The following is a 26292-nucleotide window of genomic DNA, read 5'->3' as shown; positions in this document are numbered from 1 at the left end:
GCCCGGGAAGCGATAGCGGGTTAAGATCCACGCCATCAGCAGGCCAAACACGCCGTTAAAAATGGAGGCGACAAACGCCGACAGCAGCGTCACCTTATAGGCAGCCACCACCTGCGGGTTGGTGATCACGTCCCAGTACTGCGCCCAGCTCATCTGAGCAAGCTGCATCACCAGCGCGCTGAGCGGCAACAGCAGGATCAGGCAGACGAACAGCAGGCTGGTCCCGAGGCTTAAGGTAAAGCCCGGCAGCACGCGTTTTGTCGAGACTGCAAACATTACTTACGCCCCGCCGCCAGCAGTTTGTCTAACTCACCGCCGCTGGCAAAATGCGTTTTCATCACGTCAGGCCAGGAGCCGAAATGATCTTCCACGCGGAACAAATCGGTCTGCGGGAACTTATCTTTCAGCTTGTTCATTACGTCCGGGTTATTCACGCGGTAGTAGTAATCGGTAATGATGGTCTGCGCCTGCGGGCTGTACAGGTAGTTGAGATAGGCTTTTGCCGCTTTCTCGGTACCGTTCGCCTGCACGTTTTTATCCACCCACGCCACCGGGAACTCGGCCAGGATGTTGGTTTTCGGGATAACGACCTCGAAGCCCTGCGCTTCATACTGTTTGCGGATGTTATTCACTTCCGATTCAAAGCTGATCAGCACGTCGCCAAGACCGCGCTCCGCGAAGGTCGTTGTCGCCCCGCGGCCGCCGGTATCAAACACTTCGACGTTTTTCAGGAACTGGGTCATGAACTGCTCGGTTTTGGCTTTATCATTACCGTCAGCCTTGTCCGCCGCGCCCCACGCGGCTAAATAGGTGTAGCGCGCGTTACCGGAGGTTTTCGGGTTCGGGAAAATCAGCTTCACGTCGGAACGCACCAGGTCGCTCCAGTCGTGGATATTCTTCGGGTTGCCCTTACGCACCAGGAAGCCCATGGTGGAATAGAACGGGGAGCTGTTGTTCGGAAGGCGGCTCTGCCAGTCTGCCGGGATGAGCTTGCCTTTGTCGTGCAGGATCTGCACGTCAGTGACCTGGTTGTAGGTCACCACATCCGCTTTCAGGCCCTGCAAAATCGCCAGCGCCTGCTTGGACGAGCCGGCGTGGGACTGCTTGATGGTCAGCTTGTCGCCGTTATTGTCTTTTGCCCACTGCTGTTCGAACGGTGGATTAAGGGCGGCAAACAGCTCGCGGGAAACGTCATACGAGCTGTTTAACAGTTCAGTCGCCTGCGCCTGGGCAACCAGCAGTAAACCTGCCAGCGCCAGAGTTCCTTTTTTCAGTACAGTAACGGCCATTGCGCACCCTTATAAATGTGATGACTATCTTATAGTCATAATATTTATAACGGGGATGAAAGGAGTAACGGTTTTATATACCGTTTGGTGATTTAGAAGCAGAAAAGGGAATAAGGGTGAGGCCTGATGCTAGCCCTCTCCCGCAGGGAGAGGGAGAAAGGACATTACAGCGCCAGCAGACGCTCAACGGACGGCGCGAAGTAGTAACCGCCGGTCACCGGTTTGGTGAAGCGCAGCATGGCGTCGCGCTTGCCGTCGGTATCGCCGAACATGCTCAGCAGCTGCTGCTCAATGTTGTACAGGCGCGCGCAGTAGGCGCAGAAGTAGAGGCCGTGCGTGCCGCTTGCGGTACCGTACGGCAGGCTCTGGCGGACAATCTTCAGCCCTTTGCCGTCCTCTTTGAGGTCAACGCGGGTCAGGTGAGAGGTCACAGGGCGATCGTCTCCGTCGATCTCTTCGTTGGCTTCTTTAGTACGACCAATCATCATCTCCTGATCGTGCACGCTCATGCGGTTAAGCTGCTTGAGGTTGTGCTCCCAGCGCTGCACGAACACGTAGCTGCCGCCCGCGTCCACGCCGTCTTTAATCACCGCCACGTCGCGACGAACCTCTTCACCCGCCGGGTTTTCCGTCCCGTCGACGAAGCCGCTCAGGTCACGCTCTTCCACCCAGCGGAAACCGTGAACCTCTTCCTGCACCTCAATGCTGTCGCCAAAGGCCGCTACCGCCGCCTGGGCAACGGAGAAGTTCACGTCGTGACGCAGGGAGAGAATGTGGATCAGCACGTCGTACTGGGTTGCCGGAGCCAGACCTTTGCCGTAAGGGATGAAGTCTTTCAGCTCTTCCGCCCCTTCGCCACCGCTCAGCTGACGCCAGACATTATTGCCAAAGGCGACAACGGCGCCGAGGTGAGCTTCCGGGAATTTGGCCTGGAAGGTAGCCAGCTTATCAACAAACGCTTTACTGGCCGCACGCAGGGCATCCACGTCCCCTTTAACATTGGCTTCAATCCAAATCGCCGCGCGGCAATGTTCTGGCAAAATGCCACTCTGAACCTGAGACATCGCTCCTCCTGAAATAAAGATGCCACGTCAGCGTGGCATTGATGGCGGGTATTATACCCGGATTTCAGCGAGGCGGTTTGTTCAGGCGCAAATTACTGCTTCCAGAGTATTTTGCTCACTTTCCAGCTCTTGAGCGTGTCGTCGGACGGCATCAGACCTTCCGGGCCGCTCCAGGTTCCGGTGAAGACATAGCTGATATGCTGGCTGCCCTCAGCCTTACATTCCACCGCGACCTTGTCGTCAGACGGCAGGCTGGCGCAGTTGCCAAAGGCCTGCTTATAAAGGTCGCTGAACGGCGTACCCACCTTCACACCGCTCGCCGTCGGAATATCTTCATCCATCACAGCGATACGGTTTACGGTGCCTTTGTCACCGTTAATCACCAGCGCCAGCTTGTCGCCCTTCAGCGCTTCATAATAGCGAACAATATTGCCATTCTCCGTTTTCATGCCGCTGCGCAGGCGGTAATCGCCGCTGAGCGCATCCTGAATGGCGTCCTGATCCAGCGCCGTCGCGGCGGTAATTTTCCCCACGCCCTGCTCGGTCACTTCCGTCGATGAGCCAAACCAGTTCCACGGATACGCGGCGGACCAGTTAATGGAGGAGAGCGTCGAACAGCCGGTCAACGCCAGCGGGAGAGCGCATAAAAATAAACGCAGCGATTTCATTGAAACGTCCTTTCTTGTTAAATCAACGCTTGTTGGAGTGCGACATCGGCAAAAAGTGCCGGATTAATCATCCTGATGAGCAAAACAGGCGCGAAGACGTGGGTTGGTCAGCAGCCACAGCAGCGCCACGATATCGGCAACCACCAGCGCAACGCCGGTGCCCGTCAGCGGTTCACCGTACCACCAGAGTACCGGCTGCCAGAAGAGCAGCGCAACCTGGGCGAGGATCAGCAGCCAGCGAAGCGCGCGCCAGAAACCAGGGATCGTATGCCGTCGTCCGCTGCACAAAAAAGCGACCACCGCCGGTACGCCCGGCAATAAACCGAGCCAGAAGGCGTCGTGATCGGGATAAAAGAGATTCAGCAGCGTGTCGCCCTGCCCGCGCGACGCGGCGGCCATCACAAACAGCACCCAGGTTCGGGCCTGGAGCAGCAGAACGCACCAGAATAAAAAGGGCAGCCTGACGCGGCCCTGCGCGTCATAGTCTGCCGGATGGATCTCAGTACTCTTCATCTTCGATCAGACGCTTTCCTAAACTCAGCACGTCGGAATGCTCGTAGCCCAGACGCTCATACATGCCCAGCACCACGTCGTTATCTTCCCGCACCATGATCTGGATTTTCGGGCAGCCGCGGGCGATCAGCTTCTTCTCGAGCCGGTTCAGCAACGCATTGGCAATGCCGCGGCCACGATATTCGGGGTGGACGCCCAGATAATAGGCCGAGCCACGGTGGCCGTCGTAACCGCCCATTACCGTCCCCACAACCTCGCCATTGACTTCCGCGACCAGAAACAGACTGACGTCGTGATTCACCTTACGTTCGATATCCATTTCCGGATCGTTCCACGGACGCAGCAGATCGCAGCGCTCCCAAAGGGTGATCACCTCTTCGAAATCTTCCTGGCGAAAAACGCGTATCTCCATGGTATTAACCGCCTTTTCGGGTTTAAAAACAGTGATTATGGCGCGAAGCTCGCCTTTCGCCAATAACCGGGGAAAATCTCGCCAAAATTTGGCATAATGTCACTTTGTCACGTATTGAAATGAAAAGTAAAACAATTCTCAACATGGACTGTCGTAACGGGAAACACGATACGATATAACACCAGGACCTCATTTTTTAGTATTCAGGCCGCATGAGCACATTCAAACCATTAAAAGCACTCACATCGCGTCGTCAGGTTCTCAAAGCGGGGCTGGCGGCCTTAACGTTAACGGGCATCGCAAAGCAGGCTCAGGCGAAAGACGAGAGTACGCTCAAAACCAGTAACGGACACAGCAAACCGAAAACCAAAAAGCCGGGCGCGAAGCGTCTGGTAATGCTCGACCCGGGCCACGGCGGTATTGATACCGGCGCTATCGGCAAAAACGGGTCGAAAGAAAAACACGTCGTGCTGGCAATTGCAAAAAACGTGCGCGCAATTTTACGCAGCAACGGCATTGACGCCCGTCTGACGCGCTCTGGCGACACCTTTATTCCGCTGTATGACCGCGTTGAGATCGCCCACCAGCACGGTGCGGATCTGTTTATGTCGATTCACGCCGACGGCTTTACCAACCCTTCTGCGGCCGGTGCCTCGGTGTTTGCGCTTTCCAACCGCGGGGCCAGTAGCGCCATGGCAAAATACCTTTCCGACCGCGAAAACCGGGCGGATGAAGTCGCCGGTAAGAAAGCCACGGACAAGGATCACCTGCTACAGCAGGTGCTGTTCGACCTCGTGCAGACGGATACGATTAAAAACAGCCTGACGCTCGGCTCGCATATCCTCAAGCGGATTAAGCCGGTGCACCGCCTGCACAGCAAAAGCACCGAGCAGGCGGCGTTCGTGGTGCTGAAATCACCGTCCATCCCGTCCGTGCTGGTGGAAACCTCCTTCATTACCAACCCGGAAGAGGAGCGACTGCTCGGCACCACGGCGTTTCGTCAGAAGATCGCCAACGCTATCGCCTCCGGCATTATCAGTTACTTCAACTGGTTCGATAACCAAAAAGCGCACTCCAGGAAACGTTGATGAAACCCGATGCTCAACTGGTCAAAACCTTCCTGCTGCAGCTGCAGGATGAGATCTGCCAGAAACTGGCTGCCGCAGACGGCGGTGAATTTCAGGAAGATACCTGGCAGCGCGAGGCCGGAGGCGGCGGGCGCAGCCGCGTACTGCGAAACGGCGGCATCTTCGAACAGGCGGGCGTGAATTTTTCCCACGTTCACGGCGACGCCATGCCCGCGTCTGCGACAGCACATCGTCCTGAACTCGCGGGCCGCAGCTTCGAAGCGATGGGCGTCTCGCTGGTGGTGCACCCGCACAACCCGTTCGTGCCCACCAGCCACGCCAACGTGCGCTTTTTCATTGCGGAAAAACCGGGCGCCGACCCGGTCTGGTGGTTCGGTGGCGGTTTCGATTTAACGCCCTACTACGGCTTCGAAGAGGATGCCGTGCACTGGCACACCACCGCGCGGGACCTTTGTCTGCCGTTTGGTGAAGACGTCTACCCGAAATTCAAAAAGTGGTGCGACGACTACTTTTACCTGAAGCACCGCGACGAGCAGCGCGGCATCGGCGGGCTGTTCTTTGACGATCTCAACACCCCTGATTTTGATACCGCGTTCAGCTTTATGCGAGCGGTGGGCGAAGGGTATACCGACGCCTATCTGCCGATTGTCGAGCGCCGTAAAAATACCGACTACGGCGTGCGCGAGCGCGAGTTCCAGCTCTACCGCCGCGGGCGCTACGTGGAGTTCAACCTGGTGTGGGATCGCGGGACGCTGTTCGGTCTGCAGACCGGCGGGCGCACGGAGTCGATTCTGATGTCGATGCCCCCGCTGGTGCGCTGGGAGTACTGCTACGAACCAAAAGAAGGCAGCCCGGAGGCTGCCTTGCGTGAGTTTATTCAGGTTCGGGACTGGGTGTAGCCCTTATCCCCTCTCCCTTTGGGAGAGGGTTAGGGTGAGGGTAAAAATTACAGCGGCTGCGTCTGCGCCTCAACCACCGCCAGCGCCACCATATTCACGATACGACGCACAGAGGCAATCGGCGTTAACACGTGCACCGGTTTCGCCACGCCCATCAGTACCGGCCCTACGGTCACCCCTTCAGAGCTGGAGACGCGCAGTAGGTTGTAGCTGATACGCGCCGCTTCCACGTTCGGCATAATCAGTATGTTGGCCGATCCCTTCAGCGGGCTGTCCGGCATACGCTCGTTGCGGATGCTCTCCACCAGCGCGGCATCGCCGTGCATCTCCCCGTCAATCATCAGCTCCGGCGCACGCTCGCGCACCAGCTCCAGCGTCTGACGCATTTTGCAGGCCGCCGCGGATTTAGACGAACCAAAGTTAGAGTGCGACAGCAGCGCCACCTTCGGCTCGATACCAAAGCGACGCACGGTCTCGGCGGCCATCACGGTGATCTCCGCCAGCTCGTCCGGGGTCGGATCGTCGTTAACGTAGGTGTCCGCAATAAATGTGTTGCCGCTTGGCAGCAGCAGCGCGTTCATCGCCCCGGCGGTATGGACGCCGTCGCGATAGCCGAAGATCTCCTGCACCACGCTAAAGTGCTCGTGGTAATCCCCGATGGTGCCGCAGATCAGCGCATCCGCCTCGCCGCGATGCACCATGATCGCGCCGATCACCGTCGTGTTGCTGATCACCGCTTTCTGCGCCTGCTCCTGAGTGATCCCCCTACGCTTCATGATCGCGTAGTATTCGCTCCAGTACTCTTTGAAGCGCGGATCGGATTCGTTGTTAACGATCTCGAAGTCGACGCCCGGCTTAATCTGCAGGCCCAGCTTCTGGATACGCATTTCAATCACGCTCGGACGACCAATCAGGATCGGTTTCGCCAGGCCTAAGGTGATCAGCTCCTGGGTGGCGTGCAGCACGCGCGCCTCTTCCCCTTCCGCCAGCACCACGCGCTTCGCGTCGGCACGCGCCTGGGAGAAGATCGGCTTCATGAACAGGTTCGTTTTATAGACAAACTCGGTGAGCTTATCGACGTACGCGTCGAAATCATGAATCGGACGCGTCGCCACGCCGGAGTCCATCGCCGCTTTGGCCACCGCTGGGGCAATCTTAACAATCAGACGCGGGTCGAACGGTTTTGGAATGATGTAGTCCGGGCCGAAGCTCAGATCCTGATCGCCGTAGGCAGAGGCAACCACTTCGCTCTGCTCGGCGTGCGCCAGCTCCGCGATGGCGTGAACGGCGGCAAGCTTCATCTCTTCGTTGATCGCCGTTGCGCCAACGTCCAGCGCGCCGCGGAAGATGAACGGGAAGCAGAGCACGTTGTTGACCTGGTTCGGGTAGTCCGAACGACCGGTACAGATGATGGCGTCTTCACGCACCGCTTTCGCCAGCGGCGGCAGGATTTCCGGCTCAGGGTTCGCCAGGGCCAGGATCATTGGCGCACGCGCCATCTTCTTCACCATCTCCTGGGTCAGCACTTTCGGACCCGAGCAGCCAAGGAAGATATCCGCGCCGTCGATCACGTCGTCCAGGGTGCGTTTACCGTCGTCTTCCACCGCATAGGCCGCTTTGGTTTCCGCCATGTTCGGCTCGCGGTCTTTATAGATAACGCCTTTGGAGTCGCAGACCACAATGTTGTGTTTCTGCATACCCAGCGCCACCAGCAGGTTCATACAGGCAATCGCCGCCGCGCCCGCGCCGGAGACCACCATGCGCACGTCGGAGAGATTTTTCTCTACCACGCGCAGGCCGTTAAGAATCGCGGCGGTGCTGATAATCGCGGTGCCGTGCTGGTCATCGTGGAACACGGGAATGTTCATACGCTCGCGCAGCTTCTGCTCGATATAGAAACATTCCGGCGCTTTGATGTCTTCCAGGTTGATCCCGCCAAAGGTCGGCTCCAGCGCGGCCACCACGTTGATGAATTTGTCAGGATCGAGTTCATCCACCTCGATATCGAACACGTCGATACCGGCGAATTTCTTGAACAGTACCCCCTTCCCTTCCATCACCGGCTTCCCGGCCAGCGCGCCGATATTGCCCAGCCCCAGCACCGCCGTGCCGTTAGAGATCACGGCGACAAGGTTACCGCGCGCGGTATATTTGTAGGCCGCCAGCGGGTCTTTTTCGATTTCCAGACACGGTGCAGCCACGCCCGGCGAATAGGCCAGCGCCAGATCGCGCTGGGTTGCCAGCGGCTTGGTTGGGGAGACCTGGATTTTGCCCGGGACAGGGAACTCGTGAAAATCGAGGGCACTCTGTTTCAACTGATCGTCCATCTTGTTATTCCTTTTACGTATCGGTCAGATAGTATCGCCGCAGGACAGCGCATAAACTTTGAAGGCTGCCAAACTCTCACCATCACACATTAAAAATTGTTATCAATTTATAACAGCCATGTTACCCGTCTCAAAAGCAATGCCTCCCCCGTCTGCTATGCTTTTTTGTTAAGTCCATCATGATTTTCTCAGAAGTGTGAACTAACGCACTCATCTAACTCTTTTAATTCCAAGGAGTAATCATTTATGAACCAGCTAGACGGCATCAAACAATTCACTACGGTGGTGGCAGACAGCGGCGATATCGAGTCGATTCGCCACTATCAGCCGGAGGACGCGACCACTAACCCTTCGCTACTGCTCAAAGCGGCAGGGCTTGCCCATTTTAGCCATCTGATTGATGACGCTATTGCCTACGGTAAACAGCGCGGGAAAACGCAAGAGCAGCAGGTTGCCGAAGCCAGCGACAAGCTGGCGGTTAATTTTGGTGCGGAAATTCTTAAAAGCATCCCGGGCCGCGTCTCGACTGAAGTCGACGCCCGCCTCTCGTTCGATAAAGAAAAGAGCATAAATAAGGCGCGTCGCCTGGTGGAACTCTACGAGGAACAGGGGATCGATAAATCACGCATTCTGATCAAACTCGCCTCTACCTGGGAAGGCATCCGCGCGGCGGAGGTACTGGAAAAAGAGGGCATTCACTGCAACCTGACGCTGCTGTTTTCGTTTGCCCAGGCGCGCGCCTGCGCTGAAGCGGGCGTGTTCCTCGTCTCGCCGTTTGTCGGGCGGATCTACGACTGGTATCAGGCGAAACAGCCGATGGATCCGTACGTGGTGGATGAGGATCCGGGCGTGAAATCGGTCCGTAATATCTACGACTACTACAAACAGCACCGCTACGAAACCATCGTCATGGGGGCCAGCTTCCGCCGTACCGAGCAGATCCTCGCCCTGGCAGGCTGCGATCGTCTGACCATCTCCCCTAACCTGCTCCAGGAGCTACAGGACAAAGAAGAAACGGTGATCCGCAAGCTGGTGCCGACCTCCACCGTTCTGCCAAAACCGAAAGCCATGACCGAAGCGGAGTTCCGCTGGGAGCACAATCAGGACGCGATGGCCGTGGAAAAACTGGCGGACGGCATCCGCCAGTTCGCCGTCGACCAGCGCAAACTTGAAGATCTTCTCGCCGCCAAACTTTAACCTTGCCACGGAGTGAACTATGTCCCGTAAAGAGCTAGCCAATGCCATTCGCGCCCTCAGCATGGATGCCGTGCAAAAAGCCAATTCCGGCCACCCCGGCGCGCCGATGGGCATGGCTGATATTGCCGAAGTGCTGTGGAACGACTTTCTGAAGCACAACCCCACTGACCCTACCTGGTACGATCGCGACCGCTTTATTCTCTCCAACGGTCACGCCTCAATGCTGCTTTACAGCCTGCTGCACCTTTCCGGCTACGATCTGCCGCTTGAGGAGCTGAAAAACTTCCGCCAGCTGCACTCCAAAACGCCGGGTCACCCGGAGATTGGCTATACGCCAGGCGTGGAGACCACTACCGGGCCGCTCGGTCAGGGGCTGGCCAATGCGGTTGGACTGGCGATTGCCGAGCGTACGCTGGCGGCGCAGTTTAACCAGCCGGACCACGAGATTGTCGACCACTACACCTACGTGTTTATGGGTGACGGCTGCCTGATGGAGGGGATCTCCCATGAGGTCTGCTCCCTGGCGGGCACGCTGGGGCTCGGCAAGCTGATCGGGTTTTACGATCACAACGGCATCTCCATCGACGGGGAGACCGAAGGCTGGTTTACCGACGACACGGCAAAACGCTTTGAAGCCTACCACTGGCACGTGGTGCACGAGATCGACGGCCACGACCCTGAAGCGGTGAAAAAAGCGATTCAGGAAGCGCAGAGCGTGAAGGATAAACCGTCCCTGATTATCTGCCGCACGGTTATCGGCTTCGGCTCGCCGAACAAGGCGGGCAAAGAAGAGGCGCACGGCGCGGCGCTGGGCGAGGAGGAAGTGGCGCTGACCCGGCAGAAGCTGGGCTGGAAACATCCACCGTTTGAGATCCCGAAAGAGATCTACAGAGCCTGGGATGCCCGTGAGGCGGGCGAAAAGGCCCAGCAGTCCTGGAACGAGAAGTTTGCCGCCTACAAAAAAGCGCACCCGGATCTCGCCGCCGAGTTTTCCCGCCGCATGAGCGGCGGCCTGCCGGAAGACTGGGACGATAAAACCCAGGCGCTGATTGAAAACCTGCAGTCCAACCCGGCGAAAATCGCCACCCGCAAGGCGTCGCAAAATACCCTGAACGCAATCGGCCCTCTCCTGCCTGAACTGCTCGGCGGCTCGGCGGATCTGGCGCCCAGCAACCTGACCATCTGGTCGGGCTCAAAATCGCTGAAAGAGGACATTGCCGGGAACTACATCCACTACGGCGTGCGCGAGTTCGGGATGACCGCCATTGCCAACGGCATCGCCCATCACGGCGGGTTTGTGCCGTACACCGCCACCTTCCTGATGTTCGTCGAGTACGCCCGTAACGCGGCGCGCATGGCGGCCTTAATGAAGGCGCGGCAGATTATGGTATATACCCACGACTCCATCGGTCTGGGGGAAGACGGGCCTACTCACCAGGCGGTGGAACAGCTGGCGAGCCTGCGCTTAACGCCGAACTTCAGCACGTGGCGTCCGTGCGATCAGGTTGAAGCGGCGGTGGGCTGGAAGCTGGCGGTAGAACGCCACAATGGCCCAACGGCACTGATTCTGTCACGCCAGAACCTGGCGCAGATTGAGCGAACCCCGGAGCAGGTGAAAAACATCGCCCGCGGCGGCTACATCCTGAAGGACAGCGGCGGCAAGCCGGACATGATCCTGATTGCGACCGGTTCCGAGGTGGAAATCACGGTGAAAGCGGCGGAGAAACTGACTGCCGAAGGACACGCGGTTCGGGTCGTATCCCTGCCCTCCACGGATATTTTTGACGCCCAGGACGAGGCGTACCGGGAATCGGTCCTGCCGTCCAGCGTCGCGGCTCGCGTGGCGGTGGAGGCCGGTATTGCCGACTACTGGTACAAATATGTCGGGCTCAAAGGAGCGATTGTCGGCATGCGGGGTTACGGTGAATCCGCCCCTGCCGACAAGCTGTTCCCGTACTTCGGCTTTACCGTTGAGAACGTGGTGGAGAAGGCGCTGAGCGTGCTGTAGTGCTTTACCGCGTGATCCACAGCGTGGGCCAGGCATCTGGCCCGTTCCAGTTGTCGCAGCTGGGCTCCTCGGCGTAACGCACCAGGCGGAAACGCTGGCCGTCAAAACGCCAGCGCGTCTGGATCCCGCAATCGCCCAAACCGCGCCCCAGCGCGAGCGTTGTCAGCTCGCGCGTCTTTTCATCGAAGCTGGCATTCATCAACTCCATTTCGCTGCCGTCGTCTGACGGCGTAAACGGCAGGCGCAGCCTGACGCTGCGTGCGGTGAACGGTTTTTTACGTGATACCAGCCACGCCAGATCGACGGTGTTATAGGCCCCCGCCTCGCAGCTGACGATCAGCAGCGCTTTATCATCGGTTAACGCGGTGACGCGCACTTCGCGACGGTTAGGATCCAGAGAGCACTGGCTGGTGTTCATCCGTCCGGTACCATAGTCCAGCAGGTCGTTCAGTTCGGCGTGGGAGAGCGGCGTCGGGGTCGGGTTAACGACCGCCACCTTTTTTAGGGCGGGAGCAGGCGGAACGCTTAACGGCGGATCGTCACCTTTCTTGATCCACGCGGTTTCGCTACCAACGCGCTTTTGCTGCGCATCAATGAACAGCAGCGCGGCTTTCAGACCGCTCAGTGAAATGACCTGCTTACCGCCGCGCAGGGTCAGGGCCTTCCCTTCCTGGATGTTTTTCAGAAAGGCGGTGATGGTGGCCGCATCGTCCGTTTTCAGATGCCAGGGCGTGAGCTGCCAGCGCTGTTTGTCCAGCTTCAGGGGAACGTTATCCAGCAGCAGCCGGGGAGCAATCTCTGGCTCTTTGACCGGGGGCGCATCAAGACCGCCAAGATCGATACGCAGCGTGGCGTCCGTTTTCGCCCCGGCACTACGGGTGAGCGTCATGACCAGACCACGGTGTTCACCGGTATTGCGTGCGAGGCAAAAATTCTGGTTATTGCAGGTTACCTGCCAGTCGGAGAAGGCTTGCTGGGCAGGTGCAGCCCGCACCTGCGGCGCGAGGAGCACACAAAACAGGGAAAATAAAAAGACGCTGTAGCGCATGAATGACCCAATCCCGGAACGAAAACGCTTAACTGGGCAGTATCTTCGTGTTCCCGCCGGGGTTGCTCAATCGGATTTATCAGATATACCCGAAAAACAGGCTATATCCGTTCGAAAGTGGTGTTCATCAGCCCGGTAGTCTGTAAATACTGCAGCAATATCACCGCTTTACCATCCCTGATTTCGCCTGAACGCATCATCTCCAGCGCCCGGGTAAAAGGAAGCTCCAGCACTTCGATATCTTCATCCTCCACGCCACCGCCGCGGTGAGTGCGCTGCGCGTCGCTGTATTCCGCGATGAAGAAATGCACAATTTCCGTTACGCCGCCCGGCGACATAAACAGCTCGAAGACCTTTTTGACCTCGCCCACTTCGAAGCCGGTCTCTTCCACGGCCTCTTTGCGGATACAAACTTCCGGCTCATCATCATCGAGCAGGCCCGCGCAGGTTTCAATCAGACGTCCGTCAGGGTTGCCATTAACCCATGTCGCCACCCTGAACTGACGGATCAGCACCACGCTCTGCTTTTCACGGTTATAGAGCAGAATGGTTGCCCCGTTGCCGCGGTCGTAGACCTCGCGTTTGTGGCGGATCACCTCACCGTTGTTACGCGTAAGGTCATAGGTGATGTTACGCAGGACAAAGTAGTTTTCAGAGAGAATTTTGTCTTTGATAACGTCAATTTTCAAGGTCATACGGGCTCCACAACACAATGAGTCGTCCTATACTACGCCGTGAATCCCGCTTTGTCGCCCGCCGGATTAATGATGTTTTGGCGCGTTAACCCCAAGCCAGTCGAGTATCCCCTGCGCCGCATGACGCCCTTCCGCCATTGCGGTCACCACCAGATCCGCGCCGCGTACCGCATCGCCCCCGGCGAAGATCTGTGGGTTGGTCGTCTGGTAACGGTAGCGGCTCTCGACCGAAGCAACGATCCGCCCCCGATCATCCGTTTCGACACCCTGCGCCTGAAGCCACGGCATCGCGTGCGGGTTAAAACCAAACGCCATGATGACCGCATCAGCCGCCATCACGAACTCGCTGCCCGCCACGGGAACCGGTCGACGCCGTCCCTGCGCGTCCGGTTCACCGAGCTCGGTACGCAGCATCCGGATACCGTTGACCTTTCCGTCGGGATCCAGCGTCAGCTCGACCGGCTGAACGTTAAATTCAAACGCCGCGCCCTCTTCTCGGGCGTTCTTCACCTCTTTCTTCGAGCCCGGCATATTGGCCTCATCCCGACGATAGGCGCAGGTCACCTTCGCCGCGCCGTGGCGTAACGCGGTGCGGACGCAGTCCATCGCGGTATCGCCCCCGCCAAGCACCACCACGTTTAAGCCACGGGTGTCGATGAACGGTTCGCTGGCCGTCGACCCCAGCCCCATAACGTGCCGCGTATTGCCCACCAGGAAAGGCAGCGCGTCGTAGACCCCTGGCGCGTCCTCATGCGGGATACCCGCCTTCATCGAGCGATAGGTTCCCACGCCAATAAACAGGGCGTCGTAATCGTTCTTTAACTGAGACATCGACACGTCCTGGCCCACCTCGCAGTTCAGCTCGAAGCGGATCCCCATCGCGGTAAATATCTCTCTGCGCCGCGCGAGCAGCGATTTGTCCAGCTTAAATGCCGGGATGCCAAAGGTCAGCAATCCGCCAATTTCCGGATGCCGGTCATAGACCGCCACGCTCACGCCGTGGCGCGCCAGCACGTCGGCGCACGCCAGCCCGGCGGGCCCCGCGCCGACGATCGCGACTCGTTTACCTGACGGCGTGACGGCGGACATATCCGGCCGCCAGCCCATCGCCAGCGCCCGATCGGAGATATAGCGCTCGATGTTACCGATGGTCACGGAGCCCGCCTCGTCACGTATTGTGCAGGCGCCTTCGCATAATCGATCCTGCGGACAGACGCGGCCGGTAATTTCAGGTAAACAGTTGGTCTGATGAGAAAGCTCGACCGCGCCGGCGATATCCCCCGCGTTGAGGCGCTCGATCCACTGCGGAATGTGGTTATGCAGCGGGCAGGTCCATTCGCAAATGCTGTGCTCTCCGCACTTCAGGCAGCGCGACGCCTCGCGGGCGGCCTGTTCGGCCCGGAACGGCAGGTAAATTTCGTTAAAATGGCCCACGCGTGTGGCGGCAGCCAGCTTGTCGGGCTCGCCGCGTGGCGGGGTTGTTTGCATCTGATGCAGTTTGGTGCGCGAAGCGTCTTCTCTGACGACCTCCGCATGCCAGGGCTGCGCTTCCAGGCAGGCAGTGCGCTGGCGGCGCGATTTCGCCAGAGTATCAAGGACAGCAGGCGTCGCCAGTGAGAGGACATCTGCCGGGCAATTTTCGATACAGGCCGGGCCGTGTGGCCGCGTCAGGCAGAGATCGCATTTATTCGCCGAGGCCTTCACGCCGCCGCTGTCGAACGGGGTGACGATAATCTCCATCGTGCCAAACGGGCAGGCCACCACGCAGGCCTTACAGCCGATGCATTTTTGTTGATTCACCTGTACGCTGTCATCGCATTTGCTGATGGCGCCGTTCGGGCAGCTTTGCGCGCAAGGCGCGTTTTCACAGTGATGGCAGGTGACGGGGCTACTCTTCTCGCCGGATCTCAGGACCGTAATACGGGGATGAAAATGGCGCTCGCTCAGGACGTGCTGCTCATCGTTGTGCGCCATCACGCAGGCCACTTCGCAGGCGCGACACCCGATGCACTGCTGGCTGTTAGCCATAATAAAACGATTCATAACCACACCTGTTTTTGGTTCAATAACCTTATTCTTTGTATGAATATGGTATTTACGCATCACGGCGCGATCGGGCAATGTTCAACTGCCCGGAATGCCGAATTATTTACAGTGAACCTGTAGCAGATCAATTTTATTCAGAGAGCCGTTCTGTGACCGTCAAACGACCCGTTTCCGAAAGCCTTGCCTGGGCTTTCTTTTCGATAATTGCCTTATCGGTGCTGACCAGCACCGTCGCGCTGCTGACGCTTGCCAGCAGCCAGCGTGACGCCGAAGCTATTAATATCGCGGGTTCGCTGCGCATGCAGAGCTATCGTCTGGGCTACGAGATGCAGCGCAACAGCCCTGCCCTTGCCGCGCACCGCGACAGCTGGCAACAGACGCTGAACGCGCCTGCACTGCAGAAGCTGAACCGCTGGTACGTCCCGGACGATGTAAAAGCGCGCTACCAGCAGCTGCACGTGGCGTGGCTGGAAATGGATGCGCGCATCGCCCGCGGCGACAGCGCGTGGTATCAAACCCACATTGAGGATTTTGTCGGCCGCATTGATGCCTTTGTGCTCGCCCTTCAGCACTACACCGAACATAAAATTCAGACGGTGACCCTGCTCTCGCTGGCGGGCGCCCTCGGGATCCTGCTGCTGACGCTGTTTACGCTGCGACGCATCCGTCGCCAGGTGGTATTGCCGCTTAACAATCTGGTGGCGGCCAGCGAACGGGTTGAGCGTGGCGAATTTGCAACCCCGGCGCCGGACACCGCCCTGCCGAACGAGCTGGGCCAGCTCTCGCGCGCCTTCAACCACATGTCCGCCGAGCTGGCTACGCTCTACCGTTCGCTCGAAGCCTCGGTCGCGGAAAAGACGCGGCATTTGCATGAAGCCCACCAGCAGCTCGACATGCTGTTCAAATGCTCGCAGGCGCTGAACACCGGCCAGATAGACAGCCACTGCTTCCGGCATATCCTGCAGATTGTCCATGACTATACGCAGATGAATTATCTCGAACTGCGCACCAGCGACGACTGGCGGCTGTCTGAAGGGACGGAGTCACATGGCACTCCTCTGCAGCACCTGCCGGTACTGATGCAGGACACCCTTTATGGCGAGCTGCGCTGGCAAAGCGAGACGGACAGCGTTCCCCTTCCGCTGATGAGAAGCGTGGCGACCATGCTCGGGCGCGGGCTGTACTTTAACCAGGCGCAAAAACATTACCAGCAGCTGCTGCTGATGGAAGAGCGCGCCACCATTGCACGCGAGCTGCACGATTCGCTTGCGCAGGTCCTGTCGTATCTGCGCATTCAGCTTGCGCTGCTCAAACGCGCCGTGCCCGAGGAAAATACCCCGGCGCAGACCATCATCACCGACTTTTCCCGCGAGCTGAACAATGCCTGGCAGCAGCTGCGCGAGCTGCTCACCACCTTCCGCCTGACGCTGAACCACGCGAACCTACCCGCGGCGCTGCAGGAGTCTCTCGACGTCCTGCAGAGCCAGACGCAGGCGAAGCTGCACCTTGACTGCCGTCTCTCCTCGCTTGCGCTGGACGCGCAAAAGCAGGTGCATCTGTTGCAGATCGTGCGTGAGGCCGTGCTGAACGCCATTAAGCACGCGCAGGCCAGCGAGATCACCGTAAGCTGCGTGACCGCAGTGGACGGTACGCACAGCGTCAGCATACGCGATAACGGCATCGGGATTGGCGAAGCCAGCGAGCCGCCGGGACACTATGGGCTGAACATTATGCGCGAACGCGCGCAACGGCTCGGCGGGATGCTGCACTTCTCGCAGCCGCAAAACGGCGGCACGCTGGTCAGCGTGACGTTCCCGGCGCCCGCGCCGTTAACGGGTAAATAACGGTAAAGGAGGACGCGCAGGAAAAAGCGCATGATAATTTACATTATCTCCTTTATTTCTCCACGTTTGACCTGGGCCTTACCGCTAAAGTTATGCGGGCAATAAACAATAATGACGTGCAGCAAAACGAGGTCACTCTTTCATGGCGAATTTTTTCATCGATCGCCCCATTTTTGCCTGGGTGCTTGCCATCCTGTTGTGTCTTACAGGTGTCCTGGCGATTACTTCACTTCCTGTTGAGCAATACCCCGATCTGGCACCGCCTAACGTGCGCGTAACAGCAAACTACCCCGGCGCTTCCGCACAAACGCTGGAAAACACCGTGACGCAGGTTATCGAGCAGAACATGACGGGTCTGGATAACCTGATGTACATGTCCTCGCAAAGTAGCGCCACGGGTCAGGCGACGGTTACCCTGAGCTTTAAGGCGGGCACCGACCCGGACGAAGCGGTACAGCAGGTGCAAAACCAGCTGCAGTCGGCCATGCGCAAGCTACCCCAGGCGGTGCAGAATCAGGGCGTGACCGTGCGTAAAACCGGCGATACCAACATTTTGACCATCGCGTTTGTCTCGACGGATGGCTCGATGGATAAACAGGACATCGCGGACTACGTCGCCAGTAATATTCAGGATCCCATCAGCCGGATTAACGGCGTCGGGGATATCGACGCCTACGGCTCACAATACTCCATGCGCATCTGGCTCGATCCCAACAAGCTCAACAGCTACCAGATGACGGCAACCGACGTGACGGATGCCATCAAGGCCCAGAACGCCCAGATTGCCGTGGGGCAACTGGGGGGAACGCCTTCCGTCGATAAGCAGGCCCTGAACGCCACCATTAATTCGCAATCCCTGCTGCAGACGCCGGACCAGTTCCGCAACATCACACTGCGCGTGAATCAGGACGGGTCGGAAGTGCGTCTGGGCGATGTTGCCACGGTGGAAATGGGGGCCGAAAAATACGACTACCTGAGCCGCTTTAACGGCAATCAGGCTTCCGGTCTGGGGATTAAACTGGCCTCCGGCGCAAACGAAATGGCCACGGCGAAACTGGTGTTAGACCGTCTGGACGAGCTTTCACAGTATTTCCCGCACGGGCTGGAGTACAAAGTCGCCTATGAAACCACCTCCTTCGTAAAAGCGTCGATCGAGGACGTGGTGAAGACCCTGCTGGAAGCCATCGCGCTGGTGTTCCTGGTGATGTACCTGTTCCTGCAAAACTTCCGCGCGACCCTGATCCCAACCATTGCCGTTCCCGTGGTGCTGCTGGGGACCTTTGCGGTGCTTTACGCGTTCGGGTACAGCATTAATACCCTGACGATGTTTGCGATGGTGCTGGCAATCGGCCTTCTGGTGGATGATGCCATCGTGGTGGTTGAAAACGTCGAGCGCATCATGAGCGAAGAAGGACTCTCGCCGCGCCAGGCGACGCGCAAGTCCATGGGGCAAATTCAGGGGGCGCTGGTCGGTATTGCGATGGTGCTGTCGGCGGTCTTTATCCCGATGGCCTTCTTTGGCGGCACCACCGGGGCGATTTACCGTCAGTTCTCAATAACCATCGTCTCGGCGATGGTGCTCTCCGTGCTGGTGGCGCTGATCCTCACCCCTGCGCTGTGCGCCACCATTCTGAAACCGCTGCACAAAGGGGAGCAGCACGGGCAAAAAGGGTTCTTCGGCTGGTTTAACCGGATGTTCAACCGCAATGCCGCGCGCTATGAATCTGCCGTCGGTGGCGTGCTCCATCGCAGCCTGCGCTGGATGATGATTTACGCTGTGCTGCTGGGCGGCATGGTCTGGCTGTTTATGCATCTCCCCACCTCGTTCCTGCCTATGGAAGACAGGGGGATGTTCACCACCTCGGTGCAGCTCCCGAGCGGCGCAACGCAGCAGCAGACGCTGAAAGTGGTCCAGAAAGTGGAGCAGTATTTCTTTACTAAAGAGAAAGATAACGTCGTATCCGTCTTCTCTACCGTCGGCTCCGGGCCGGGCGGGAACGGGCAGAACGTCGCCCGCATGTTTGTCCGCCTGAAGGACTGGGACGAGCGCGATACCCGGACGGGCACCTCGTTTGCCATTATTGAACGTGCGACAAAAGCCTTTGCGCACATCAAAGAGGCGCGCGTCTTTGCCAGCAGCCCGCCGGCGATAAGCGGGCTGGGCAGTTCCGCCGGGTTTGATATGGAGCTCCAGGATCACGCCGGCGCGGGCCACACGGCGCTGATGGCGGCACGCGATAAGCTGTTAGCGCTGGCGGGCAACGATCCTGGCCTGACCCGCGTTCGCCATAACGGTCTGGATGACAGCCCGCAGCTCCAGGTGGATATCGACCAGCGTAAGGCGCAGGCGCTGGGCGTGTCGATCAACGATATCAACGACACCCTGCAAACGGCGTGGGGCTCGAGCTATGTGAATGACTTTATGGATCGCGGCCGCGTGAAAAAAGTGTATGTCCAGTCCGCCGCGCCGTTCCGCATGCTGCCGGATGATATAAACCGCTGGTTTGTCAGGAATAACGCTGGCGGCATGGTGCCGTTTTCTGCCTTTGCGACATCGCACTGGGAGAGCGGATCGCCACGCCTGGAGCGCTATAACGGCTATTCTGCGGTTGAAATCGTCGGGGAAGCCGCGCCGGGCGTCAGCACCGGTACCGCCATGGACACCATGGAAAAACTGGTCCAGCAGCTGCCCGCCGGTTTTGGTCTCGAGTGGACGGCCATGTCTTACCAGGAGCGTCTCTCAGGGGCGCAGGCCCCGGCCCTTTACGCGCTCTCGCTGCTGGTGGTCTTCCTCTGCCTTGCCGCACTGTATGAGAGCTGGTCGGTCCCGTTCTCGGTCATGCTGGTCGTGCCCCTTGGGGTTATCGGTGCGCTGCTCGCGACCTGGATGCGCGGCCTCGAGAACGATGTTTACTTCCAGGTGGGCCTGCTCACCGTCATTGGGCTATCGGCGAAAAACGCCATTCTGATCGTTGAGTTTGCCAACGAGATGAATGCTAAAGGCCATGAACTGATGGCCGCCACGCTGCACGCCTGCCGTCAGCGCCTGCGTCCGATCCTGATGACGTCGCTGGCGTTTATTTTTGGTGTGCTGCCGATGGCAACCAGTACGGGCGCAGGCTCCAGCAGCCAGCATGCCGTCGGCACAGGGGTCATGGGCGGCATGATTTCGGCCACCATTCTGGCCATTTACTTCGTTCCGCTGTTCTTTGTGCTAGTGCGTCGCCGCTTCCCGCTAAAGGAACGTGCTGAGTAAGTGATTGAAATAAAAAAAGGCGGCTTTATCGGCCGCCTTTTTATTGTGTGATTAATTCACACTATGGTTATTTTACTTATTTTAGTGCTCTTGCAATTCTTACTGAATGTCATTTACGAAGCATGCCTTCGATAAAATCTTTCCAGTTCCCCAGTTCACGTTCAATCATAACAACCTCTCTTATTATTATGCGCATTCTACAAAAACGGACCATCATTGTGAAGACTATTTAACCAATTGCTGTGATTGTACCCCACGTCCTGCGGGGATTTATGATAAATATGAACGGAGAGGCCTCAATTTTTTGTGACGGCTAGCAATATTTTGAAATAACCCCACGGACGGGTGAGTTTTATTTTACCCGCTGAGTTTATTCGAAATTTAAACTTTATGGACATCTATGCTTAAAGGGTGAAAGAATATTCAGCGTACAGATGTGAGTTGAATTAAGATGAAGCGTAAATCCAGACGATTCCTCAATGTGTTATATTCTACTTAAGGATATATCTTCGAATTTACTGAACATTTAATCATCATTAGGTCAAAAGGATTCACCATGGTTGTGATGTACGGCATTAAAAATTGCGACACCATCAAAAAAGCCCGCCGCTGGCTGGAAGAAAACAACGTAGAGTACCGCTTCCACGATTACCGAGCCGACGGGCTTGATGCAGAATTTCTGCATAGCGCGATCGGCGAACTGGGGTGGGAAGCACTGCTGAACACCCGCGGTACCACCTGGCGTAAGCTGGACGAATCTCTGCGCGCCAGCATCAACGACGCTGACAGCGCGGCAAAACTGATGCTCGAGATGCCGGCAATTATCAAACGCCCATTGCTCTGCGCGCCAGGGCAGCCTATGCTGCTGGGTTTAAGTGAAACCCTTTATTCCGACTTTTTTCGTTGAGGTGTAGTTTATGTCATGCCCGGTCATTGAGCTGACTCAGCAGCTTATTCGCCGTCCTTCCCTTAGCCCGGACGACGCAGGTTGTCAGGCTCTTATGATTGAACGCCTGCGTGCCATCGGTTTTACCGTTGAACGCATGGATTTTGGCGATACCCAGAACTTCTGGGCGTGGCGCGGACAGGGCGAAACGCTGGCCTTTGCCGGGCATACTGACGTCGTTCCCGCCGGTGACGCAGATCGCTGGATTAACCCACCGTTTGAGCCGACTATCCGCGACGGTATGCTGTTTGGTCGCGGCGCGGCAGACATGAAAGGCTCTCTGGCGGCGATGGTCGTGGCGGCAGAGCGCTTTGTGGCGCAGCATCCGAACCACAAAAACCGTCTCGCGTTTTTAATCACCTCCGACGAAGAAGCCAGCGCCCATAACGGCACCGTAAAGGTCGTTGAGGCGCTGATGGCCCGCAACGAGCGTCTCGACTACTGCCTGGTCGGTGAGCCGTCCAGTACCGAAGTGGTGGGTGACGTCGTCAAAAACGGACGTCGCGGCTCGCTGACCTGTAACCTGACCATTCACGGCGTTCAGGGGCACGTTGCTTATCCGCATCTGGCCGATAACCCGGTTCATCGCGCTGCGCCAATGTTGAGCGAGCTGGTGGGCATCGAGTGGGACAAAGGCAACGAATTCTTCCCGCCGACCAGCATGCAAATTGCGAACGTCAAGGCCGGGACCGGCAGCAATAACGTGATCCCGGGTGATTACTTCGTCCAGTTTAACTTCCGCTTCAGCACCGAACTGACCGATGAGATGATCAAGGCGCGCGTCGTCGCCCTGCTGGAAAAATACCACCTGCGCTACACCGTGGAGTGGTGGCTTTCAGGCCAGCCGTTCCTGACGCAACGTGGCAAACTGGTGGATGCGGTGGTGAACGCCATCGAGCACTATAATGAAATTAAGCCACAGCTGCTGACAACGGGTGGCACCTCAGACGGACGCTTTATTGCCCGTATGGGTGCCCAGGTTGTCGAACTGGGTCCAGTGAACGCAACCATTCATAAAATCAATGAGTGTGTCAATGCGGCAGATTTGCAACTGCTGGCCCGTATGTATCAACGTATTATGGAGCAACTCGTCGCCTGACGAACGCTCTGAGAGGAATAGCGAATGGATTGGCTTTCAAAGTACTGGTGGATTCTGGTGTTAGTTTTTCTGGTTGGCGTTTTGCTTAACGTGATTAAAGATCTTAAGCGCGTTGACCATAAAAAATTTCTCGCCAACAAACCGGATCTTCCCCCGCACCGTGATTTTAACGACAAGTGGGACGATGACGACGACTGGCCGAACAAGGACCAGAAGAAGTAATCGTTAAGTTTCCCCTCTCCCAGGGAGAGGGGGAAACCTCACATAAACTCTACAATATCATCGTTATCCGGCTTGCCGCCGCTGAGCGCTTCATCAAAGTAGTGCTTTGGTACGGTATAGCGCAAACGATCGAGCGCGAACTGCATGCTACGGTCGTCAATCGCGTGGCCCAGATCGTCCACGATATCCAGCGTCACGTCTCCCCCTTCGCGAATCAGCGCTTCCTGAGCGGCAACCGCATGCGAGAGCTCAATCACCCGGTCTTCGCCACCGTGGATCAGGTGGATCGTGGTCTGCGTGGTTGCGCTTGTCGGTAACGTCGCAAAACGGCCGTTAAACGCTATCACCCGTGAAGCCAGACCCGGCTGCGCCTTTACGCTTTCCAGCGACATGATTGACCCCTGCGAGAAGCCAATCAGCGCGGTCGCGTCGGCACCCACGCCGCTCTGCTGCTGCCAGTAGCGGACGATGTCGATAAAGGTAGGCATGATGGCGTCGATGCGAGCCTGACGATTCTCTTCCGTCACGCCCTGAACAGAGAACCACTGGCGTCCGTTCGGACCACATGGCTCTACGCCACCGATGCTGACAATCAATGCCTCCGGAAAAACGGGCGCAAACCAGCTGCCAATCTGACCCATATTGACGGCATTATCACCTACGCCATGAAACAGAAGCAGTAACTGTTTAGCCGGTTTGTCAGGGCTTTGAACAACAAAATGGTCGTGTTTCATGGTGGTCTCCTTAATAGATGACCTGGATTCTACGCCTCCCGACGTGAATGACCATGCCACTTTACTGAAGAAGTCATTGAAAAAATTGCCATTGCAAAATGTCTTCTTTCAACTGCTGGCTACGGAGATAATCAAGACTTTCAAGCGCTTGCGCGGTTTCACTCCGCAACGTTGCCAGCAACGCTTTTCGCCCGACGTCTTCCGTTTTTCCGTCCATTTTCCCACGCAGGGCCGGAAGCGGCATGTCCACGGCTAACAACAGCCGCGTCAGCGCGGCAACCGAGGTTGAAAACGCCCGGTGTGCAAACGCAAACCCCGCCAGCTCCAGCCAGTCGTCATTATTAAGGGTAGCTTCCCAGCCGTCTTCCACGGGGATCTTTTCACCTTTCCAGGCAGACAGGATGCGCATATCCCGGCACAAGCGCTGATGTTCCTGAGCGCACAGCCGACGCCCTGCCTCGCTCAGAGGCAGCAGCGCCATCGCCGTGTAGCAGCCGCTGCTGGCTTCACGATGGCTCCCCATCCGCACCAGCACAAACCCACATAGCTGCCAGAAACGCCACAGCTCATCGGTATAACCAAAGCTCACCGACAGATAATCTTCACCGCTGGCGCCGCGAACAAGCGCCTGGCCAATCCCTTCCCGCTGACGGTGAGGATGGACGGCAATGCGGGTCACCCGTCGTCCTCTGAGCGTCGCCGCCAGCGGAGAGCCGCCGTGCGCCGCCAGAGACTGCGCCACCAGGTTACCGCGCGGACGCCGGTACCCTGCCCAAACGGCGCGGCTAAGCTCAGGTGAGAGCCCGCCCTCCTCCACCAGCCAGAGCGCCCCGGCGATAACGGGATTCGTCTCGGCAACGGAAAACTGCTGCCCGGGCGCGTCCATCATGCGGCGTAAATCGAGCGGCGAGGTGCGATAATGCGCCGCGCAGAGGAGCTCGTATACGCTCGCCGCAAGCGCCGGGCGGCTTTCCCATGCAGTCGGCGTCAAAGACGTTAAACGCACCTCCCCTTCCGGACGTCGGTCGATCAGCGTGTCGTCAAACAGCAGCGCGCTGGCGACGACCCGCTCAAGCGGGCAGCCCGCCGCCCAGCGTACCGGTGTAGATAAGCTGTAGCGCTGCAGCCCGGTAAACCGACCGCAGAATTTAAGCAGGAATCCCCGGCCCGTCCCTTCATAGCCCTGCACCGTGGTGGTCAACAGCACGCGAGGGAAACGGGCAACCAGCTTTTCCAGCAGAGGTCCGGGGATAGCAGCAGCTTCATCGACAATCAGCCAGTCAGCCTGGCGTGAAGAGGCAAGCAGCGCGTCCGGGGCCATAAAATGAAAACGATCTCCGGCAAAGCGGGCGATGATATCCGTCGCCCCCTTCGACGGCGCGGTAACCACGGCGCTGCCCGCAATACGGTTCAGCAACATGCCCGCCAGGGCTGATTTTCCGCGCCCGCGCGCGGCGGTGACGGCCACGATGCCCTCCGGCATCCCCAGCAGCACATCCAGGATCTTAGCCTGCTCGCGCTGCGGAGCGCCGCTGGCTGGCTGCCAGTCTGGCGAGTCGGGTAAAGGCGGAAGGGAAAACGCGCGGCCCTGAAGCCAGACAATCGCGTCGGGATCGGCGTCAATCGTCCGGCAGAAATGGTGGACAAAATGCGGCGTGGCTATCGCTTCGGCGCTGTCGCTCCAGCGCAGTGAATCGCTGTCAGGCAACCCGGGCCACGCGTCGAGCGGCGGAACCCGCAGCACCAGAAGGCTTCCGGCACTCAGCGTTCCGCTCAGGGCGGCAAATGCGGCAACATCAAACCCGGCGCTGGCGTCAAAAACGGCATGCCGGAACTCGCGTCCCAGCAGGCCGCTGATGGCTTTTGAAGGATGTTCGTCAAGCCAAACCCAGTCTCCGGGCAAGGCGTCACGCAGGGCAAGCGCCTGGGTTAACGTCCACTGCGCCTCACCGCTGAGCACCACCAGCCGACGATGGCCGGTGCGCTCAAGCTCGCTTATCAGCTGTTCAAACGCCAGCATTACATCGCTTTGCCGAAGGTATTACACTGCGCCGGATCGCCGCTGTCGAAGCCGCGTTTAAACCAGGTGTACCGCTGCTGTGAGGTACCGTGAGTGAAGCTGTCCGGCACGACGCGCCCCTGGCTTTGCTGCTGAAGACGGTCGTCACCGATAGCCTGAGCGGCATTTAACGCCTCCTCAAGATCGCCCGATTCCAGCACGCCCTGCTGCTGCATGCTGTGGCCCCAGACGCCCGCGAAGCAGTCGGCCTGCAGCTCCATTTTAACGGAAAGGCGGTTCACGTCAGCCTGAGACGCATTTTGCTGGAGCTGGCGCACCTTAGGCTCAATCCCCAGCAGCTTTTGCACGTGATGGCCGACTTCATGCGCGATCACATAGCCCTGGGCAAAATCACCGTCAGCGCCAAGCTTGCGTTTCATGTCATCGTAAAAAGAGAGATCGATATAGACGGTGCCGTCTGCCGGGCAGTAGAACGGCCCCATCACAGATTGCCCGGTACCGCATCCGGTGCGGGTTGCCCCCCGGTACATCACCAGCTTCGGCTGCTGGTAAGTACGTCCCATCTTTTCGAACAGCTGACTCCAGGTGTCTTCGGTTGTGGCGAGAATAACGGAGGTAAATTTGGCCGCTTCATCTTCATTCGGGCTGATGGAGCGCTGAGAATGCTGCTGCTGTTGCAGCGGCTGACCGGTCATTAAACCAGTGAGATCGACGCCGTAATACCCCGCAACCAGCACGACAATCAGCAGGATTATCCCGCCCTTGCCGCTGGGTAACCGGAAGCCAGGTCCTCCCATTGAAGGACCGCCGCCGCCATCACCGCGTCTGTCTTCTACATTGTCACTTTCACGACGCCCTTGCCAGCGCATAACCACCTCGAACTATTCCATTTATAATAGCTATGATCGTAGGCGGTT

22 protein-coding genes and 1 pseudogene are annotated in these 26292 nt (G+C 58.1%); 9 read left to right on the top strand and 14 right to left on the bottom strand.

What is annotated here, in order from left to right; genetic code table 11:
- The 6 genes and pseudogenes from NUX24_RS20405 to NUX24_RS20380 form a co-directional block, all read right to left on the bottom strand.
- Positions 1 to 276: pseudogene (locus NUX24_RS20405) on the bottom strand (molybdate ABC transporter permease subunit); the annotation flags it as partial.
- The gene (locus NUX24_RS20400; protein WP_047652632.1) at positions 276 to 1289 is read right to left on the bottom strand and encodes a sulfate ABC transporter substrate-binding protein; all 1014 of its coding nucleotides are present in this window, start codon (positions 1287 to 1289) and stop codon (positions 276 to 278) included. The gene NUX24_RS20400 and the pseudogene NUX24_RS20405, both read right to left, overlap by 1 nt.
- A gap of 164 nt (positions 1290 to 1453) precedes the next feature.
- Positions 1454 to 2353, bottom strand: a complete 900-nt coding sequence (locus NUX24_RS20395; protein WP_023332959.1) for a Dyp-type peroxidase — start codon at positions 2351 to 2353, stop codon at positions 1454 to 1456.
- Between the two features lie 92 nt (positions 2354 to 2445).
- The gene (locus NUX24_RS20390) at positions 2446 to 3021 is read right to left on the bottom strand and encodes an RpoE-regulated lipoprotein (RefSeq protein WP_257833786.1); all 576 of its coding nucleotides are present in this window, start codon (positions 3019 to 3021) and stop codon (positions 2446 to 2448) included.
- Between the two features lie 63 nt (positions 3022 to 3084).
- Positions 3085 to 3534, bottom strand: coding sequence for a DUF2919 domain-containing protein (locus tag NUX24_RS20385; RefSeq protein WP_126329914.1), 450 nt, complete (start codon positions 3532 to 3534; stop codon positions 3085 to 3087).
- Positions 3521 to 3946, bottom strand: coding sequence for a GNAT family acetyltransferase (locus NUX24_RS20380; RefSeq protein ID WP_023308738.1), 426 nt, complete (start codon positions 3944 to 3946; stop codon positions 3521 to 3523). Before NUX24_RS20380 ends, NUX24_RS20385 begins: the two co-directional genes overlap by 14 nt.
- 212 nt (positions 3947 to 4158) lie before the next feature.
- On the opposite strand from NUX24_RS20380, the gene amiA reads away from it, so the two are divergent.
- Both amiA and hemF read left to right on the top strand, forming a co-directional pair.
- Positions 4159 to 5034, top strand: a complete 876-nt coding sequence (gene amiA, locus NUX24_RS20375; RefSeq protein WP_047652635.1) for an N-acetylmuramoyl-L-alanine amidase AmiA — start codon at positions 4159 to 4161, stop codon at positions 5032 to 5034.
- Positions 5034 to 5933, top strand: a complete 900-nt coding sequence (gene hemF, locus NUX24_RS20370; RefSeq protein ID WP_252043779.1) for an oxygen-dependent coproporphyrinogen oxidase — start codon at positions 5034 to 5036, stop codon at positions 5931 to 5933. The genes amiA and hemF overlap by 1 nt, the downstream gene beginning before the upstream one ends.
- A gap of 47 nt (positions 5934 to 5980) precedes the next feature.
- Here the strand turns inward: hemF and maeB are convergent, their stop codons facing one another.
- Positions 5981 to 8260 carry an NADP-dependent oxaloacetate-decarboxylating malate dehydrogenase gene (gene maeB / locus NUX24_RS20365; protein WP_047652637.1) on the bottom strand — a complete coding sequence of 760 codons (2280 nt, stop codon included), beginning with the start codon at positions 8258 to 8260 and terminating at the stop codon, positions 5981 to 5983.
- Positions 8261 to 8506: 246 nt separating this feature from the next.
- Here maeB and tal point away from each other — a divergent pair, with 246 nt between their 5' ends.
- Together tal and tkt are read left to right on the top strand one after the other, a co-directional pair.
- Positions 8507 to 9457, top strand: coding sequence for a transaldolase (gene tal / locus NUX24_RS20360; protein WP_047652638.1), 951 nt, complete (start codon positions 8507 to 8509; stop codon positions 9455 to 9457).
- 19 nt (positions 9458 to 9476) lie between these two features.
- Complete coding sequence (tkt, locus tag NUX24_RS20355) at positions 9477 to 11465, top strand: transketolase (protein WP_257833780.1); 1989 nt, start codon at positions 9477 to 9479, stop codon at positions 11463 to 11465.
- A gap of 4 nt (positions 11466 to 11469) precedes the next feature.
- On the opposite strand, the gene NUX24_RS20350 is transcribed toward tkt, so the two are convergent.
- The 3 genes from NUX24_RS20350 to aegA form a co-directional block, all read right to left on the bottom strand.
- Positions 11470 to 12513 (bottom strand): DUF1176 domain-containing protein, encoded by a 1044-nt coding sequence (locus NUX24_RS20350; RefSeq protein ID WP_257833778.1) that lies wholly within the window; start codon positions 12511 to 12513, stop codon positions 11470 to 11472.
- A gap of 101 nt (positions 12514 to 12614) precedes the next feature.
- Positions 12615 to 13208, bottom strand: coding sequence for a GDP-mannose pyrophosphatase NudK (gene nudK / locus NUX24_RS20345; RefSeq protein ID WP_182071346.1), 594 nt, complete (start codon positions 13206 to 13208; stop codon positions 12615 to 12617).
- 66 nt (positions 13209 to 13274) lie between these two features.
- Positions 13275 to 15251 carry a formate-dependent uric acid utilization protein AegA gene (gene aegA / locus NUX24_RS20340; protein WP_308280952.1) on the bottom strand — a complete coding sequence of 659 codons (1977 nt, stop codon included), beginning with the start codon at positions 15249 to 15251 and terminating at the stop codon, positions 13275 to 13277.
- Between the two features lie 152 nt (positions 15252 to 15403).
- On the opposite strand from aegA, the gene narQ reads away from it, so the two are divergent.
- Both narQ and acrD read left to right on the top strand, forming a co-directional pair.
- The gene (narQ, locus tag NUX24_RS20335) at positions 15404 to 17098 is read left to right on the top strand and encodes a nitrate/nitrite two-component system sensor histidine kinase NarQ (RefSeq protein ID WP_257833775.1); all 1695 of its coding nucleotides are present in this window, start codon (positions 15404 to 15406) and stop codon (positions 17096 to 17098) included.
- Between the two features lie 142 nt (positions 17099 to 17240).
- The gene (gene acrD / locus NUX24_RS20330; RefSeq protein ID WP_257833773.1) at positions 17241 to 20354 is read left to right on the top strand and encodes a multidrug efflux RND transporter permease AcrD; all 3114 of its coding nucleotides are present in this window, start codon (positions 17241 to 17243) and stop codon (positions 20352 to 20354) included.
- Between the two features lie 109 nt (positions 20355 to 20463).
- Here acrD and ypfM read toward each other — a convergent pair whose 3' ends face one another.
- Entirely contained in the window at positions 20464 to 20523 is a 60-nt protein-coding gene (ypfM, locus tag NUX24_RS20325; RefSeq protein ID WP_015572204.1) for a protein YpfM, read from the bottom strand.
- Positions 20524 to 20910: 387 nt separating this feature from the next.
- Between ypfM and NUX24_RS20320 the strand changes: the two genes are divergently transcribed.
- From NUX24_RS20320 to NUX24_RS20310, 3 genes are read left to right on the top strand one after another with little or no spacing between them, the layout of a single operon-like run.
- A complete protein-coding gene (locus NUX24_RS20320) occupies positions 20911 to 21261 on the top strand; it encodes an ArsC family reductase (protein WP_257833771.1) in 351 nt (116 codons plus the stop codon).
- Positions 21262 to 21271: 10 nt separating this feature from the next.
- Complete coding sequence (gene dapE, locus NUX24_RS20315; RefSeq protein ID WP_047060712.1) at positions 21272 to 22399, top strand: succinyl-diaminopimelate desuccinylase; 1128 nt, start codon at positions 21272 to 21274, stop codon at positions 22397 to 22399.
- 24 nt (positions 22400 to 22423) lie between these two features.
- Positions 22424 to 22621 carry a hypothetical protein gene (locus NUX24_RS20310; RefSeq protein WP_023308751.1) on the top strand — a complete coding sequence of 66 codons (198 nt, stop codon included), beginning with the start codon at positions 22424 to 22426 and terminating at the stop codon, positions 22619 to 22621.
- 38 nt (positions 22622 to 22659) lie between these two features.
- Here the strand turns inward: NUX24_RS20310 and ypfH are convergent, their stop codons facing one another.
- From ypfH to NUX24_RS20295, 3 genes are all read right to left on the bottom strand, one after another.
- Positions 22660 to 23355 carry an esterase gene (gene ypfH, locus NUX24_RS20305; protein WP_047652645.1) on the bottom strand — a complete coding sequence of 232 codons (696 nt, stop codon included), beginning with the start codon at positions 23353 to 23355 and terminating at the stop codon, positions 22660 to 22662.
- A gap of 73 nt (positions 23356 to 23428) precedes the next feature.
- Positions 23429 to 25375 carry a tRNA(Met) cytidine acetyltransferase TmcA gene (locus NUX24_RS20300; protein ID WP_257833768.1) on the bottom strand — a complete coding sequence of 649 codons (1947 nt, stop codon included), beginning with the start codon at positions 25373 to 25375 and terminating at the stop codon, positions 23429 to 23431.
- Positions 25375 to 26244, bottom strand: coding sequence for a neutral zinc metallopeptidase (locus NUX24_RS20295; RefSeq protein ID WP_257833766.1), 870 nt, complete (start codon positions 26242 to 26244; stop codon positions 25375 to 25377). Before NUX24_RS20295 ends, NUX24_RS20300 begins: the two co-directional genes overlap by 1 nt.
- Positions 26245 to 26292: the final 48 nt, after the last annotated feature.

This window comes from Enterobacter sp. HG048, from assembly GCF_024702055.1.
GTDB lineage: Bacteria > Pseudomonadota > Gammaproteobacteria > Enterobacterales > Enterobacteriaceae > Enterobacter > Enterobacter dykesii.
The sequence above is the reverse complement of the archived record's forward strand: the minus strand, read 5'-3'. Positions and strand labels throughout refer to the sequence as shown.